At 62.0% G+C, this 15,908-nt stretch carries 11 protein-coding genes and 3 pseudogenes; 9 read left to right on the top strand and 5 right to left on the bottom strand.

Annotated features, from left to right (window positions below):
• Positions 1-158: 158 nt before the first annotated feature.
• The 9 genes and pseudogenes from AC2W7M_RS08010 to AC2W7M_RS07970 all read left to right on the top strand — a co-directional run bounded on the left by AC2W7M_RS08010 (position 159) and on the right by AC2W7M_RS07970 (position 12,377).
• Positions 159-938, top strand: a complete 780-nt coding sequence (locus AC2W7M_RS08010) for a TolC family protein (protein ID WP_486131488.1) — start codon at positions 159-161, stop codon at positions 936-938.
• The gene (gene ihpB, locus AC2W7M_RS08005) at positions 935-1,924 is read left to right on the top strand and encodes a divalent metal ion exporter adaptor subunit IhpB (protein ID WP_149577666.1); all 990 of its coding nucleotides are present in this window, start codon (positions 935-937) and stop codon (positions 1,922-1,924) included. Before AC2W7M_RS08010 ends, ihpB begins: the two co-directional genes overlap by 4 nt.
• A complete protein-coding gene (locus tag AC2W7M_RS08000; RefSeq protein WP_149577667.1) occupies positions 1,914-2,303 on the top strand; it encodes a P-II family nitrogen regulator in 390 nt (129 codons plus the stop codon). The genes ihpB and AC2W7M_RS08000 overlap by 11 nt, the downstream gene beginning before the upstream one ends.
• Entirely contained in the window at positions 2,300-5,509 is a 3,210-nt protein-coding gene (locus AC2W7M_RS07995) for an efflux RND transporter permease subunit (RefSeq protein WP_149577668.1), read from the top strand. Before AC2W7M_RS08000 ends, AC2W7M_RS07995 begins: the two co-directional genes overlap by 4 nt.
• A 22-nt stretch (positions 5,510-5,531) precedes the next feature.
• A complete protein-coding gene (locus AC2W7M_RS07990; protein ID WP_149577669.1) occupies positions 5,532-5,909 on the top strand; it encodes a hypothetical protein in 378 nt (125 codons plus the stop codon).
• A gap of 1,148 nt (positions 5,910-7,057) precedes the next feature.
• Positions 7,058-7,714: a hypothetical protein gene (locus tag AC2W7M_RS07985; protein ID WP_393983247.1), complete on the top strand. Its 657-nt coding sequence runs from the start codon at positions 7,058-7,060 to the stop codon at positions 7,712-7,714.
• Positions 7,715-7,775: 61 nt separating this feature from the next.
• Positions 7,776-10,280 (top strand): annotated as a pseudogene (locus tag AC2W7M_RS07980) (heavy metal translocating P-type ATPase).
• Between the two features lie 57 nt (positions 10,281-10,337).
• Entirely contained in the window at positions 10,338-10,814 is a 477-nt protein-coding gene (locus AC2W7M_RS07975; RefSeq protein ID WP_188079577.1) for a hypothetical protein, read from the top strand.
• A gap of 582 nt (positions 10,815-11,396) precedes the next feature.
• The gene (locus AC2W7M_RS07970) at positions 11,397-12,377 is read left to right on the top strand and encodes a LysR family transcriptional regulator (protein ID WP_486131484.1); all 981 of its coding nucleotides are present in this window, start codon (positions 11,397-11,399) and stop codon (positions 12,375-12,377) included.
• Here the strand turns inward: AC2W7M_RS07970 and AC2W7M_RS07965 are convergent.
• The 5 genes and pseudogenes from AC2W7M_RS07965 to AC2W7M_RS07945 all read right to left on the bottom strand — a co-directional run.
• Entirely contained in the window at positions 12,265-12,549 is a 285-nt protein-coding gene (locus tag AC2W7M_RS07965; RefSeq protein WP_138397510.1) for a DUF2274 domain-containing protein, read from the bottom strand. The two genes, AC2W7M_RS07970 and AC2W7M_RS07965, sit on opposite strands and share 113 nt — an antisense overlap.
• A 1-nt stretch (position 12,550) precedes the next feature.
• Positions 12,551-13,793 (bottom strand): annotated as a pseudogene (locus tag AC2W7M_RS07960) (TraB/TrbI/VirB10 family type IV secretion system protein).
• On the bottom strand, positions 13,790-14,842 hold the full coding sequence (gene trbG / locus AC2W7M_RS07955; protein ID WP_393983843.1) for a P-type conjugative transfer protein TrbG: 1,053 nt from the start codon (positions 14,840-14,842) through the stop codon (positions 13,790-13,792). The pseudogene AC2W7M_RS07960 and the gene trbG overlap by 4 nt, the downstream one beginning before the upstream one ends.
• Positions 14,839-15,528, bottom strand: a complete 690-nt coding sequence (trbF, locus tag AC2W7M_RS07950; protein ID WP_012115964.1) for a conjugal transfer protein TrbF — start codon at positions 15,526-15,528, stop codon at positions 14,839-14,841. Before trbF ends, trbG begins: the two co-directional genes overlap by 4 nt.
• Positions 15,525-15,908: pseudogene (locus AC2W7M_RS07945) on the bottom strand (P-type conjugative transfer protein TrbL); the annotation flags it as partial. The gene trbF and the pseudogene AC2W7M_RS07945, both read right to left, overlap by 4 nt.

The raw sequence follows: 15,908 nt of genomic DNA, 5'->3' as shown, positions 1-15,908 counted from the left end.
GGGGGTCGGCGTGGCGCGCTGGGGAGCGGGGAGGGCGATCCGCCTGCAGGTGCTGGGCGGATACCGCCGCCGCCTTTCGCCGCCGTGCTCGGGGGCGCAGCAGCGCGCCCCAAGATTCTTGAGACGCAGGTGGGCGGGCGATCCAGCGGCTCGCTCCCTTGCTGCAGAACCGCGTCCAGGCCGGCGCTTCCTCCCCGGCCGAGATTTCCCGCGCCCGTGTCGCCGCCGATTTCGCCCGGGTGGAGCTGGACCGAGCCCGCGCTGCGCTCGGCACCGCGCGGCGGGAACTCGCGCTGCTCATGGGCCTTCAGGAGGCAAGGTTCGGGCGGGCGACCGGCAACCTGCTGAAGGTCAGCGCCCCCCCGCCACTGCCGGGGCTTGTCAAGCAGGCGCTGGGCAATCCGCAGCTCACCCGCTTCACCGCCCTGCGCGCCCAGCGGCAGGCGGACCTGCGCTCGGCACAGGCCAAGTCGGTGCCGGACGTGACCCTGGGGGTCGGCTACCGGCATTACAACGAGACCGCTGACAGCGGCATGCGCTTCTCATTGTCCATGCCGATCCCCCTGTTCGACCGCAATGACGGCGGCATCGCCGAGGCGAACGAACAGATGCTGCGGGCCGAAGCGGAGGAAGCCATCGCCCGCAATGCCCTCATCTCCCAGCTTGGCCGGGCCCATGACGGGATGAGGGCGGCCTTCGACGAAATAGCGCTATTGCGCGGCAGCACCATTCCAGGCGCGCGGACTGCCTTCGAGGGGGTAGAGACCGGCTATTCCGAAGGCCGCTACACGCTCCTGGAACTGCTTGACGCCCAGTCCACCCTCACCGACGCCGCCCTGCGCGAGCTCGATGCGCTGGTTTCGTTCCACACCGCACTCGCCACCCTCGAAGGGCTGACGGGTCGGCCGGTGAATCTCAACAAAGGAAAAGCCAAATGAGCCGCACGGCGCGACGCGACGTGGCGATGCTCCTCATCGGCCTGCTGGCCGGCGCGGGGGCGCTGTACGCATTCCAGGACCGCAACGCTCCCGTTTCGGGCAGCCTAGCCGCTGAGCGCGGACATGGTGCGGAGGGTGGGCATGGAGAAGAGGGAGGCGGACATGCCGAGGGCGGGGTGGAACTGGACGACACCAGGCTTGCTGCTGCCGGCATCGGCCTGGAGACGGCCAGCCCCGGGACGCTTCGCCAGAAGCTACGCCTAAATGGCTTGGTCCAGCCCAATCAGGAAAACGTGGTCCAGGTAACCCCGCGCTTTCCCGGCATCGTCCGGGAGATCCGCAAGCGGATCGGCGACAAGGTGGCCAAGGGCGACGTTCTCGCGGTCGTCGAAAGCAACCAGAGCCTCACCACCTACGACATGAAGGCGCCGATCTCCGGCACGGTGGTGGACCGGCAAGTCGGGCTTGGCGAATACGCCTCCGAACAGAAGCCGGCTTTCGTGGTGGCCGACCTTTCGACTCTATGGGTGGATCTCTCCGTCTATCGCCGCGATTTTCCACGGGTGCGTGCCGGCGATAAGGTCGCCATCGATCCGGAGGACGGTGGGCAGGTCATCGACGGCCGAGTGGCTTATGTCTCGCCCATCGGATCAGCCGACACCCAGACCGCGCTGGCGCGGGCGGTCATTCCCAACGACGGCATGCGGCTGCGGCCCGGCCTGTTCGCCGTGGGCACCATCACCCTGACTGAGAAGCCGGTGGATCTCGCGGTCCGAACCAGCGCGCTTCAGACCATCGACAACCGCACCGTCGTGTTCGTGCGCGACGGTGACGCGTTCGCCCCCCGCGATGTGGAGATCGGTGATCGCGATGCGGAATGGGCCGAGGTGCTGTTCGGGCTCATGCCCGGTGATGTCTACGCCGCGCGAAACAGCTTCGTGGTGAAGGCGGAACTCGCCAAAGGGAGCGCTAGCCATGAGCACTGAGGCGTCCCCCGGCGCGATGGACGACGGCCTGCGGCTCGTCACTGCCTTCATTCATCCTCATCTTGAAGGGCGCGTGGTGCGAGCCCTGCACGAGCTACCTGAATTCCCGGGATTTACCTTCACCGAAGCGCGCGGCCAAGGTCGCGGCCGCGGTGCCGGCGGCACCTATGTGGCGAGCGAATACGACCTCACCTACCAGCGCCATCTCCAGTTGCAGATCGTCTGCCGTGCCGGCGTCGTGGAGGCAGTGATCTCGACCCTCACGCGCGCTGGGTGGACCGGACACCGCGGTGACGGAGTGGTTTTCGTTACGCCGGTGGAGCGCTTCGCCCGCATCCGTGAGGCAGGCAAAGCTCAGGCTCAGGAGGGGGCGCGATGATCGACGCCATCCTCGCCTTCTCCATCCGCCAGCGTTGGCTGGTGGTCATGTTCTGCCTCGCCATCGGCGCCTTCGGGGCCTGGAACTTCACGCGCCTCCCCATCGACGCGGTGCCCGACATCACCAACGTGCAGGTGCAGATCAACACCTCGGCGCCCGGCTTCTCGCCGCTGGAGACCGAGCAGCGCATCACCTTTCCCATCGAGACCTCCATGGGCGGCCTGCCCGGCCTGCAATACACCCGCTCGCTGTCCCGCTATGGCCTCAGCCAGGTGACGGTCGTGTTCCGCGATGGCACCGACATCTACTTCGCCCGCCAGTTGGTGAACGAGCGCATCCAGCAGGCGAAGGACCAGCTTCCGCTGGGGGTGGAGACCGCCATGGGGCCGGTGTCCACGGGCCTTGGCGAGATCTACATGTACACGGTGGAGGCCAGGGACGGGGCGAAGAAGCCTGACGGCCAGCCCTTCAGCCCCACCGACCTACGCACCATCCAGGACTGGATCATCAAGCCGCAGTTGCGCACCGTGCCGGGGGTGGTGGAGGTGAACACCATCGGAGGTTTCGAGCGGCAGTTCCATGTGCTGCCCGATCCGGCGCGGTTGATGGCCAATCGCATTTCGTTCCGCGAGGTGATGACGGCGCTGGCCGCCAACAACGCCAACGTGGGCGCCGGCTATATCGAGCGCAACGGCGAGCAGTATCTGGTGCGCACGCCGGGCCAGGTGGCGGACGCCGCCGAGATCCGCGAGATCGTCATCGGCAGCCGGGGCGGCACGCCGCTGCGGATAGGCGATATTGCCGAGGTGCGCGAGGGGCGTGAGCTGCGCACCGGCGCGGCGACCCTGAACGGAGAAGAGGTGGTGCTGGGCACCACCATGCTCCTCATCGGCGAGAACAGTCGCACCGTGGCCCAGCGTGTCGCCGCGCGATTGGAGGAGATTTCCCGCTCGCTGCCGGAAGGCGTCATCGCCCGTGCCGTCTACGACCGCTCACACCTGGTGGAAGCCACCATCGCCACGGTGGAGAAGAACCTTCTGGAAGGCGCGCTGCTGGTGGTGGTGGTGCTGTTCGTGCTGCTCGGCAATTTCCGCGCGGCGCTGGTGACGGCCTTCGTCATTCCGCTCGCCATGCTCTTCACCATCACCGGCATGGTGGAGAACCGTGTCAGCGCCAACCTCATGAGCCTTGGTGCCATCGACTTCGGAATCATCATCGACGGGGCGGTCATCATCGTCGAGAACTGCCTACGCCTGCTGGCGGAAGAGCAGCATCGGCGCGGCCGGCTCCTGACCCGCGCCGAGCGGTTCGAGACCATCCTCGCCGGCTCCAAGGAGGTGATCCGGCCGAGCCTGTTCGGCACCATGATCATTGCCGTGGTCTACCTGCCGGTGCTCACCCTAACGGGGGTGGAGGGCAAGATGTTCACGCCCATGGCCATCACCGTCCTGATGGCGCTGGCCGGCGCGGCTCTGTTCTCCATGACCTTCATCCCGGCGGCCATCGCGCTGCTGGTAACGGGCAAGGTCTCCGAGCACGAGAACGTCATCATGCGCGGGGCGCGGCGCTTCTATACGCCGTTGCTCGATGCCGCCATCAACTACCGCGCCGTGGTGGCGGTGGCCGCGGCCGGCCTCGTGGTTGCGAGTGGCCTTGCCGCCTCCCGCATGGGCGGCGAGTTCATTCCGAGCCTCGACGAGGGCGATGCGGCGATCCAGGCGCTCAGGGTGCCGGGCACCAGCCTTACCCAGTCGCTGGAGATGCAGCAGGCGCTGGAGAAGAGCCTGCTGAAGGTGCCGGAAGTGAAGGAGGTGTTCGCCCGCACCGGTACGGCGGAAGTTGCCACCGACCCAATGCCGCCCTCCATCTCCGACGGTTACGTGATGCTGAAGCCACGCGCCGAATGGCCGGACCCCGGCAAGTCCAAGAGCGCGGTGATGACCGACATCGAGAAGGCGGCGGAGGGCGTGGCGGGGAGTAATTACGAACTCTCCCAGCCGATCCAGCTGCGCTTCAACGAGCTGATCTCCGGCATCCGCAGCGATGTGGGCGTCAAGATCTTCGGCGACGACCTCGACATGCTGCTGCAGGTGGCCGGGCAGGTGCAGAGCGTGCTCCAGGCGGTGCCGGGCGCCGCCGACGTGAAGACCGAGCAGGTCTCCGGCCTGCCCATGCTGACGGTCGCCCTCAATAGAGCGGCCATGGCCCGTTACGGGGTAAGCGTCGCCGACGTGCAGGAACTGGTGGAGATCGCGGTGGGCGGCCGCGAGGCCGGCGCCCTGTTCGAGGGCGATCGCCGCTTCGACATCGTGGTGCGCCTGCCGGAGGAATTGCGCACCGACATCGAGGCCCTGCGCGCGCTGCCGGTGCCGCTTCCCCCTGCGGCGAGCGATGAGGCCAAGCCAGTCCAGGCCGCTTGGGTCCCCGGATCTGGCGGGCAGATCCGCTACGTGCCGCTGTCCGCCATCGCCAACCTCACGGTCTCCCCTGGCCCGAACCAGATCAGCCGGGAGAACGGCAAAAGGCGCATCGTGGTGAGCGCCAACGTGCGCGACCGCGACCTCGGCTCCTTCGTCACCGACGCCCAGCGCCAGGTGGCAGATAAGGTGAAGCTGCCCGAAGGCTACTGGATCGGCTGGGGCGGCCAGTTCGAACAGCTGGTTTCGGCCACACAGCGCCTTGCCATCGTGGTGCCCATCGCGCTGTTGCTCATCTTCCTGCTGCTGTTCATGAGCTTCGGCTCGGTAGCGGATGCGCTGCTGGTGTTCTCCGGCGTGCCGCTGGCGCTCACGGGGGGCATCGCGGCGCTAATCTTGCGCGACCTGCCGCTCTCCATCAGCGCCGGCATCGGCTTCATCGCGCTCTCGGGCGTGGCGGTGCTGAACGGCCTCGTCATTATCGCCTTCATCCAGCGCCTGCGGGCGGAAGGGCGGGACGTGGTGACGGCGGTGCGCGACGGCGCCCTGACACGCCTGCGCCCGGTGCTGATGACGGCGCTGGTCGCTTCGCTCGGCTTCGTGCCAATGGCCATCGCCACCGGCCCGGGCGCGGAGGTGCAGCGGCCGCTCGCCACCGTGGTCATCGGCGGCATCATCTCCTCCACCATCCTCACCTTGCTCGTGCTGCCAGCGCTCTACGTGCTGTTCCGGCGCGAGACCAGGCCAGCGGCCTCCCCCGAGGCGCAGGCCGAAGCCCCATCCCCCTAGCCCCAAAATCGGAGAAAGACCCGTGCTTAAGAGCCTGATCGTCGCTTTCAGCCTGCTTGCCGCTGGGCCCGCCCTCGCCCAGCATGCCCATGGTGCGCAGAAGGGTCCCAATGGCGGCCCCTTGGAAGACGTCGCCGGCGTCCATGCCGAACTTGTCGTCTCGGGCGAGACCTTGACCTTCCACGTAGTCGATGAGGCAGGCAAGCCGGTCGATACCGCCGGCTTTACCGGCTCTGCCATGCTGGCCTCCGGCGCCGATCGCAAGACTATCCAGCTTACCGCAGGCGGTCAGACCCTGGCCGGCAAGGCGCCCTCAACCATCGTCAAGGGCACGGCGGTCACGCTGCTCATTAAAACCCCGGCCGGCAAGTCCGGTCAGGCCAAGTTCACCACCCCATAAGGAAGTGTGTCATGAAAAGTACTGTGTGGAACTACGTTGCCCGCGGCACCTTGTGCGTGCTCGTGTTCGGCATCGCGTCGCCGGCACTGGCACTCGATCCGCGACCGAAGACATATCGTGAGAAGCAGAGGCACGATTTTCGAGACGTCCAACTCGGGGTTACTCACCCGTTGCCCCATGGTCGCAGCACATCTATCCGTTCCGGCCAGACGCGCGATGTTCCGTCCGAGCAACGCACTATGGAATCCAGCCGGTGAATTCAATATTCGGTCGTTTCGATCAAGAGGGAGAGGCGGTGTGAGAGGCTTTCTCCGAAGCATTTTGCTAAGTCTCATGCTGATCGTAGTCTTGTGTATTCCGGGGTATTCCTGGAACGCGAGCGCGATGTCATTAGAAGCGAGCGCATTAACGGATGAAAACCACCATCAGAGTGACGAAGACACCCGCAATCCGGCCTGCGCTGCGGTGCGGTGCGAGTGCCACGCTTGCCCGCACGTCTCCCCCTTCGATGAAGGTGCGTCGTCGGGGCCCCAGGGTGGAGAGTGTGCGGGCAATGGGCGAACGAGACCCGTAGTGGTGTCGGCCTAGGCGTATAAATCCCCCCTCCTCGCTACGCGAATGTTGAAAACAAATGAAATAAATCAAGTTTAATTCGACATTCGAGGTTAAATCATGAAGATTTATGTCGTTGCTCTTAGTTTCATCCTCCCTCCGCTTACGGCTTTCGCAGAGCCGTATCCGTCGACGCTCGGCGTGGAGGAGCAAGAGCGACATGAATTCCTTGACGTGCAGCAGGAAAGTTATCCCGGCGGCCGTCTTTCTGGGACAACGAGCGGCTCGCCTAAGGTGCAGATGAGCCGCCCTCAGGCGCCTACCCCAGGGACCTTCATTCCCTCGCCCTCGCCGTGGCTTAACGATCGCGCGGTGCGCTAAGCCGAGTCATTAAGAAGGAAGAGGGACGAATATTCGCCCCTCTTCATCCATCTAAATTCCAATTTTTGGAGGTAAAATCATGAATAAGGCGATTTTTACAGCGTGCATTTGCATCGCGTTAAATAGCATTTGCATCGGAGCGGCTTTCGCCGCGGGCACGCAATTCACCCCATTTTATCTGCCTGCGCAAACTTCACAAACGTCGGCAATAGGCTGTGAACATTCAAATGTCGGAGAGCATAAATTGTTTTGTGCAAAGAATAAATCTTCATGTTACGACAAAAATAGGTCTTTCAGGCCGCACGAGCTTACTCATTGCAAAATTCAATATGATCAATGCATGCGAGCTTGGGACTAACGCAATGATACAAATAGTGAAAGAAAAATTATCTATATGTGCATTTGTCGCATGTATTTATATGTTATGCATCGATATCAGATTCGCTAATGGAAACGAAATATTGGAAACAATATTGACTAGATCTTTTTTTATACAGAATATTACAATATATTGCTCTCAGTTTATACCAGATGTAACCGAGAGGTCGTCAGGAAAATATGGTGATATATCTCGATTGACCTATCATATACGCCAAGAGGTGGTTGGTGAGTTGCCCGCTGACCAATCGATCTTTGTAGTCCGCCGTTCAGCTGACATGGCGCGAGCGGGTGCGCTGCAGGCAATTCGGCAACTTTATGAATTCGACCGAGATCGTGAGCAAGCACGTATCGTAGAGTGGTGCGAACAGTCCGCGGCAGTCGAGATTGCCGAATACGTCCGCGACCATGATGGAAGACACGATGAATTCGTTGCAATCATTGCTGCAGCCAAGAAGGGCGGCGATAGATCCAAGTCAGAATTAAAACCCTAAGGTGTCTTTATTGTCAGATGTCGGGTTGGGCGATGCTGGTGAATCTGGGGAGCTTACAAAGATGATCGAGAAGCTTCGACTGGACATTCCAATCCTTCTGCCAAACGTGCCCGACGCTGTAGACTCCTGTGTGAGTCGGCTCGTTTCGGAGCTTCAGGAGCGCGCGGGCATTGAGTATGTGCACGTCGCTGGCGGCGAGTCGGCGCAGCTCTGCCTCCACTATGACCCGACGGTAATCGGCTTACCTCGCATCCGGGAACTTGCCCAAAGCGTTGGCGCGCAGATTACCGAGCGGTTCGGTCACGCGATTTGGCAGGTGGAAGGGATCACCCATGAACGGCGTGCGCGCACCGTTGCCGAGAAACTGCGTAAGCTTCCGGGGTATTGGAGGCCGAAGCCAGTGCATCTGGTCTCGTACGCGTCGAATTCGACCGCGAGGCGGTAACAGAGCAGGAAATCCGAAACGCCCTCGTTCAAATGGGGGCTATCGCCGCGAGGGATGCGGCCGCGCTACGGCTGGATAGGCTGCCCTCTCACGCTTGATATGATCATCGGTCAGTCATGTTTACGCATGCCAGGTCAGAACATAAGGACGGAAAAGGGGAGCACGATCATGCCCATGGCAGGATCCTCGGACCGAACACTGAGCTAATCTTCTCTCTTGCCTGCGGCGCGCTGCTCGTCGTCGGTTTTGCCATCGAGAAGCTATTACCGGCCGCACCCGGCTGGCTGCCTATCGTGTGTTTCGTTGGAGCATATTTCTTTGGCGGCTTCTACACGGTCCGCGAAGCGATAGACAATCTGCGCCTGCGCAGGTTCGAGATCGATACGCTGATGCTGGTAGCGGCTGCGGGCGCGGCTTCGCTTGGCGCATGGGCGGAAGGCGCGCTGCTGCTCTTCCTGTTCAGCCTAGGCCACGCATTGGAACACTATGCCATGGGCCGCGCCAAGCAGGCGATCGAGGCCCTGGCCAAGCTCGCTCCACGCACGGCCACGGTGCGCCGCGCTGATGGCACCTTGGAGGTTCCCGTGGAGGAACTTGTGATCGGCGACGTGGTGCTGGTCCGCCCTAACGAGCGTCTACCTGCCGACGGCTTCCTGGTGAAGGGCTCCTCCGCCATCGATCAGGCTCCTGTCACCGGCGAGAGTATCCCGGTGGACAAGCGCCCGGTTGACGACGTTGCTGAGGCACGGGCGCGGCCCGACACGGTTGGCTCTGCCTCGCGGGTCTTTTGCGGGAACAATCAACGGTGCCGGCGCCATTGAGGTGGAGGCGACGCGCTTGTCGAGCGACACGGCGCTGGCAAAGGTCGTGAAAATGGTGAGCGAGGCGGAAACGCAGAAATCACCGACCCAGCGGTTCACTGAGACGTTCGAACGTATCTTCGTGCCCGTGGTACTGGCGCTCGCGATCCTCCTTCTGTTCGCCTGGGTGGTGGTGGACGAGCCATTCAGCTCAAGCTTCTATCGCGCCATGGCGGTACTGGTCGCCGCAAGCCCGTGCGCTTTAGCCATCGCTACACCGAGCGCGGTGTTGTCAGGCGTCGCGCGAGCGGCACGTGGCGGCGTGCTGGTGAAGGGCGGCGCGCCACTGGAGAATCTGGGCTCGCTGAGCGCTATCGCATTCGACAAGACGGGAACGCTGACGGAGGGCAAACCGCGTATCACCGACGTCTTGCCGGCCGACGGGGTTCCGGAACATGAGCTCCTCTCAGTAGCGGTTGCGGTAGAGGCGCTCAGCGATCACCCGCTAGCCGCCGCAATCGTTCGCGACGGGCGAGCCCGGCTGGGAGGACGAGAAATAGAGGAGGCGACTGAACTCAAAAGCCTCACCGGGCGAGGCGTGGTCGCTACATTTGCCGGGCAGCCGGTCTGGCTCGGGAAGGCCGAGATGTTTGGGCAAGACGGCATTACCCAGCTGAATCCAGCTGTGAAGGCGTCGATCGCGAAGCTGCGGGACGCCGGGCGCACTACGATGGCTGTGCGGATTGGTGAGCGAGATCTCGGAGCCATCGGCCTTATGGACACTCCGCGGGCTGCCGCTCGCGACGCGCTCAAGCGGCTGCGCGATCTTGGCATCACTCGGATGCTCATGATCTCGGGCGATCACCAGAAGGTGGCCGACGCCATCGCCAAAGATTTAGGACTAGACGAAGCTTGGGGCGACCTGCTCCCCGAGGACAAAGTTGCGGCGATTCAAAAGCTGAGGAAGGAAGCCAAGGTTGCGATGGTCGGCGATGGGGTCAATGATGCGCCGGCCATGGCGAACGCCACGGTCGGCATCGCTATGGGAGCCGCGGGTTCCGATGTGGCGCTAGAGACCGCAGACGTCGCACTCATGGCGGATGACCTGCGACATTTGCCGTTCGCGGTCGGACTAAGCCGCCGCACGCGCTTCATCATCCTTCAGAACGTGTTCATAAGCTTGGGTGTGGTGGCGTTGCTGGTTCCGGCGACGATATTTGGCCTCGGCATCGGCCCGGCCGTGGCGGCGCACGAGGGGTCCACGCTGGTGGTAGTGTTCAATGCACTACGTTTGCTTGGCTACCGCGATGGGCAGGCATGACGTGATAGTGAATGTAGAATCGCAACCTATCAAAACAGCTCGGTGCGGGAATATGACATGAAGAAAACGTCAATTGCAATATTTGCTTGGATTATAATTTGTGTGTCTTTTACAGACTCTGCCTTTTCAGAGGTTGAACAGTCAACTAATTCTACTATTTCCGATTTGAGAGGGCAAGCCGTTAGTCATTTGAAGTTTATGTATGGTATGTATTTCGCGATTAGGGGATGTTTAGAAGCATATAATGATCAATCTGAACCTAATTTCAAGCCGACAGTTACTTTATCCGAGGCGCAGCAGGTTCTGCGTGCGGCGGATGCTGCTGCTAGATCAGTCGGCATCGATGTTGACAAGGCATGGCTTGAAATGAGCTCCATTGGACAAGCAGCGGGAGAAGCGCTTAAAATTAAGACAGACGATAATTTTAAAAAATGTCAACAAAGTGGAATGTTTTTCCGCACAGTTACATCTCGCCTTCAGATGACAATTCGTAAATTAGATGGAAATATTCCTATAATAAGAAAGGATTTTTGATATGTATAATTCTTCATAAATAACATAAATTTATCTGATTTGTTGAAATATATAGCTAATTTTAGTGATAACAAATTCGACTTGGCGCAGCAGATGGCACAAATCACGGTTCCTAAATTGTCATTCCTATGTCGTTTATATTATCAAAAATTATACTATCAATTTCTATCTAACATTTCATAAGTGTGGCATGAAATTTGAGGCGGGCGATGTGAATCCAGCTTAATGGTGACAATTCCGTCGCTTGGAATAGCGGAAGAAGGTCGTTGGGCGCGAACAGACAACGAGCTTACTTAGAAGGAGACTTTCATTAGCATGGTTTGGTCTAAATCATCTATTTTATGAAATGGCCGCGCCCTCTCTCGATCTAATCTCTAATGTCCAAGTTACTGATGGTAAAATATCTCAAAAATATGATGTATTATGTAAAAGTTATGCATTAATGTACGTTATAATCCGACGATATAATTTTAATATTTCGCATACTTGCACATAAAATACAAACATTTGATGCGTAATATTTGTGATATCATGTAATTCATACTGAATTATATGCCGTTATTGAAATGGAGAACGTTTCCAATGTCGAATAACAGTACGGAAATTGAAATCCGCTACCTCAGGTATTTAATCGCTGCTTCCGAATATGGAAGCTTTCGGAAGGCAGCAGCGGCACTCGGTGTGCAGGAGTCCTCCGTTAGTCGGCGGATCCGGGACATCGAGGATCAGGTCGGGGCCTCCCTGTTCTTGCGACACCCCGGGGGGATCAACCTGACCATAGCCGGACAACGCTTCCTGCATCGGGTCCGCCATGCGTTGGACCACATTCGCGACGCGGCGGCGGAGGTGGCCGCCATTGGTCGTGCCGAGGACGGATACGTCAAAGTGGGACTATTTTCTTCACTTTCATCGGGTTTTTTGTCGGACTTATTTCGAGAATATGACGCAAAATATGGATCTGTTCATATCGATTTCGTCGACGGCGAAGCACACGATCACATCAACTCCATTCGGAAATTTCAGCTTGATATTGCTTTTGTCATCGGATTGGGCGATTGGCCGGAATGCGATACAACTTATCTTTGGTCGGAACAGGTTCTTGTGGCATTGCCCGAAGGCCATCCGCTTTCCACCGAGGACGCGTTGACATGGCGAGATCTCAGTTCTGAAAAAATTCTTATCCGAGACACTGCGGCTGGGATGAGAATCCAAGACTATGTCATTCGCAAAATCCGGGAAATCGAATGCGAGCCCCGTGTCGAGGCTCAGCGGGTTGGGCGATATAAGCTTCTCAATCTCGTCGCGTCCGGCCGCGGAATAACGTTGGTCATAGAATCCGAAAATTTGGTCAAGGTCCCCGGCGTTATCTATCGTTCTCTGCGCGGCGAGGTGCTCCAGTTCTATGCTGCATGGTCGCCGAAAAACGACAATCCCGCGTTTCGGACATTGCTCAGCCTTGCTCGATCGATGGCTCGCTCTTCAGCACCCCAGACGTCATCCCCCGTGCAGGATCTGGATGGGGTGCTTGCCGAGCCTTCGCGAAAACGCGATCTGTCGCGATGAAGCGCTCCAGCATGGGCGCGATCAGCCTGACGGGATCGGTGATCGGATTCCCCGTCTCGCCACCCAGCACCTGCGCATAGGCGACAAGATCGCGGTGCAGCTTCGCTGGCAGTTCCACGGTCACCTTCACCGGCTTGTCGTCGAGGATCTCGCTGAGCTTCAGCTTCGGCATTTCAACCTCCATAGGATTCAAGAACGAGGTCGCGCGTGACGATGATCCGCACCGGGAATCCCGGCCGGATCGTGAGGGTCGGCGCAATGTTGAGCTGGCGCTGGACGAGCTGCCGGCCGGTCTGGCTGATGCTGTCGGATGCGCCTTCCCGCAAAGCACTCACGAGGTCGCTATCGCTGCCGGACGTTCCTGCGCTCGCCCCGACGCTGAGGATGGTCGAGAGCACCGCCGCCTTGAACAGCTCGCCCCAATGGTAGTCGATGCCATCCTCAAGGCCAGCGTAGCCTTCCGCGTCGGCTCCGGTCTGGCGCTCCAGCACGATGGACCGGCCATTGGGGAAGATCAGGCGGTTCCAGACGAGGAGCACCCGGCGCTGCCCGAAGCCGACGCCATTGTCATACTGGCCAATGATGCGGGTGCCCTGGGGGATCAGGAGGATCCGCCCGGTCGGGCTATCGTGGACATTCTCGGTCACCTGGGCGGTGATCTGGCCCGGCAGGTCCGAGCGGATGCCGGTGATCAGCGCCGCGGGGATGACGGCGCCGGCCTGCAGGATGTTGGCGGAGGCAGGAGCCGCCACGCGGTCGGGCGACACGGTGCGCCGGTCCACGGCCTGGCTCAGGAAGGCAAGCTGGCGCTCCTGGGCCGTCGGCGTCGCCGCCTGCGGCGCAAGGCCGAGGCTGGTGAGATCGGCGGCCGGCGCCGCTGACGCTGAAGTGACTCCCGCCTGCTGGGTCACCGCCGGGCTTGCCGACCGGGTATTGGTCTGAGCGAACAGCCGTCCGGTCCGGGCGTCTTCGCTTTCCCGCTGCTGGCGTGCTCCTCGGGGCTCAAGGCGGGATTGGCATGCCTCCCATTGTCGGCACCGTCGGCTGCACTGCCGTCTGCGCATTGAGGATCGGCCGGCCGAGGTCGCCGGGCAGCGGAGGCCCGAGCTTGGGGATGCCGGTGTAATCCTTGGGTAGGCCGGCGAGCCCGTCCGGCGTCGCATTGACGTCGGTGGCGTAGAGTTCCTGGCCGTGTCCGTGGTCCTTTCGCGCTTGCAGGGCGTAGATCAGCGCCCCGCCGATCCCAAGGCCGGCAACGAGCCCCAGCCCGGCTAATACCTTTCGGGACAGGCGGGTCACCCGCGGCGGTTCCGGCCGCAGCCGCATGGCCGACACAGTCTCCCCCGTCAGTGGCCGAGCGCCGTCATCACCGCTCAGCTCCGGCCCTGTCTCCTTCCCGGGTTCGATGCCGCTCATAGGACCGGCCTCCCGTCGGTGCGGGAGATGCGCACGCGCTTCTGGTCCTTGTCGGCGCCGAAGCGCAGCTCGGCGGCTGCGAAGAGCCGGTCCACGATTATATAGGTGCCGCGCACGCGATAGTTCACGAGTTCGGAGGTGTCGCCTTGCGGCCCGACCACGAACAGCGGCGGCATCTCGCCATGGGCGATCCCGCGGGGAAACTCGATGAAGACCTGCTGCCCATCATCGAAGGCGCGCAGCGGCCGCCACGGTGCCCGGTCGCCGCTCACCTCGTAGCGGAAGTTCACCTTTGCCAGGTCGATGCCCGTGGCGACGGGCTGCACCGCCTGCGCTTCCGCGTTCTGGCGCCTGAGGGCGATGAGCTGGTCTTGGGGATATTGCCAGGAGACCGAGGCCATGTAGGTCTTCTCGGTGGAGCGCAGCTCCATGTGGTAGGTGCGCAAATTGGTGTTGATGACGAGGTTGGTGGTGAGGTCCGGCCGTGTCGGTTTCACCAGGATGTGGACTTGCTTTGCCCCGCCCGCCCCGCTCTCGGTGTCGCCGATGATCCAGCGCACCGTGTCGCCGGCAGCGACCGGCCCCGTGCCCACCAGTTGCTCGCCGGGTTGCAGGGCGACGTCGGTGATCTGACCGGGCGAAGCGTAGACCTGATAGAGCGCGCCATCCACGAAGGGATAGACCTGCATGGAGTTGATGAAGCCGTTGCGCACCGGCTGAACGCGCGCGGCAGCATTGGCCTGGTTCACTCGGGCCGTCGGGTCCGCGGACTCGGGCTCGGCCTTGCCGTCCTTGCCCACCGGCTTCAGCTGGCCGGGCAGCGGCAAGGGCTTCGGCAGCTCAACGATGCGCACCGGCCCCGGCGGCTCAGCCTTGAAGACGGCGGGCGGGGCATCGTCATATTCGATCTCCGGGGGCTTCTCGAAGGTGGCGCAGCCCGCCAGGGCCGATGTGCAAAGCAGGAGAAGCGGCAAGCCGGACTTCCGGAAAGACGGAAAGGAGAGGACGCGGAAAGCCGGCCTCCCGGATGTGCGGATGGCAGGCATCATTGTGCGAGTTCCTTCGACCAGTTGATGGCGTTGACGTAGATCCCCAGCGGATTGGCCCGGAGCCGATCCGCATCCCGCGGCGCCTGCACCGCGACGGTGAGGATGGCGCTCCAGCGGGAGGTGTCGGCGAGGCTGCCGTCCTGGAAGCGGCGCTCGGTCCAGGCGATGCGGAAGGAGTCCGGCGAGGCCCGGATCACGCTGGAGACCTCCACCGCCACCTGCTGCTTGCCGACCCGGGCGAAAGGATCATTGGCGCGGGCATAGTCGTTGAGGGCGATTGCTCCGGCCAGGGTCGTGTAGGCGTAGGCCCTGAGCCAGTTCTGGCGGACGATCACGGGATCGGCAGAGATGCTGCGGACCTCTTCAATGAAGCGGGCGAGGTGGAAGGCGATCTGGGGATCGGAGGGGCGATAGTCCGAGGCGGCCGGCGCGACCGCCTGCGCCTGACCGAGCTTGTCCACCTGAACCACCCACGGAACCACCGAGCCGCTCAGGGCCTGCCACGCCAGGGCGCAGGAGAGGCCGGCCGACAGGGCGAGGCAGCCGAAGGCCATGAGGCGCCAGTTCTTCGCCTGGACCCGGGCCGAGCCGATGCGGTCATCCCAGACCTGGGCCGCGCGCTGATACGGCGTCTCAGGCTCGGGGGAGCGGCCGTAATGGACCGACGGGCGCTTGAAGGGGGTCATGGGCGATCGCTTTCGGAGAGGGAGATGGACGACCCGCCGCCATGGCTGTCGCCGGATCGGACGGCATGGGTCGCGGTCTGGATGCCGTGGGCGACCTGCTGGGAGCGGCGCATGCGCCGGGCCCAATCGGGGGCATCGCCGGAGGAGGCCGGGTTGCTCGACGGGGCTGGGCCGGAGCTGCTGGCCGCCGCTTCGCCTGATGTGTCGGCCGAGCGCTGCAAGGGAGATGTCGCGGCCGCGCCGGCTGCTCTCGCCACGCCACCCAAACCGCTCCCGACACCGGAAGGCCGGACTGGCCAGCGGCTCCCGCGCTGTAGGCGGATGCAGCACCCCCGGGCGAGGCTCACGCGCCCCGCACGCGCCGCAGCGGCGGCTCCCGA

This window comes from Xanthobacter sp. BG11Y11_SDJG (genome assembly GCF_057364445.1).
The sequence above is the reverse complement of the archived record's forward strand: the minus strand, read 5'-3'. Positions and strand labels throughout refer to the sequence as shown.

What these genes read in the sequence shown, in the direction of transcription:
- ihpB (WP_149577666.1), top strand. Translation starts at nt 935, where the DNA reads ATGAGCCGCACGGCGCGACGCGACGTGGCGATGCTCCTCATCGGCCTG.
- AC2W7M_RS08000 (WP_149577667.1), top strand. Translation starts at nt 1,914, where the DNA reads ATGAGCACTGAGGCGTCCCCCGGCGCGATGGACGACGGCCTGCGGCTC.
- AC2W7M_RS07995 (WP_149577668.1), top strand. Translation starts at nt 2,300, where the DNA reads ATGATCGACGCCATCCTCGCCTTCTCCATCCGCCAGCGTTGGCTGGTG.
- AC2W7M_RS07975 (WP_188079577.1), top strand. Translation starts at nt 10,338, where the DNA reads ATGAAGAAAACGTCAATTGCAATATTTGCTTGGATTATAATTTGTGTG.
- AC2W7M_RS07970 (WP_486131484.1), top strand. Translation starts at nt 11,397, where the DNA reads ATGTCGAATAACAGTACGGAAATTGAAATCCGCTACCTCAGGTATTTA.
- AC2W7M_RS07965 (WP_138397510.1), bottom strand. Translation starts at nt 12,549, where the DNA reads ATGCCGAAGCTGAAGCTCAGCGAGATCCTCGACGACAAGCCGGTGAAG.
- trbG (WP_393983843.1), bottom strand. Translation starts at nt 14,842, where the DNA reads ATGATGCCTGCCATCCGCACATCCGGGAGGCCGGCTTTCCGCGTCCTC.
- trbF (WP_012115964.1), bottom strand. Translation starts at nt 15,528, where the DNA reads ATGACCCCCTTCAAGCGCCCGTCGGTCCATTACGGCCGCTCCCCCGAG.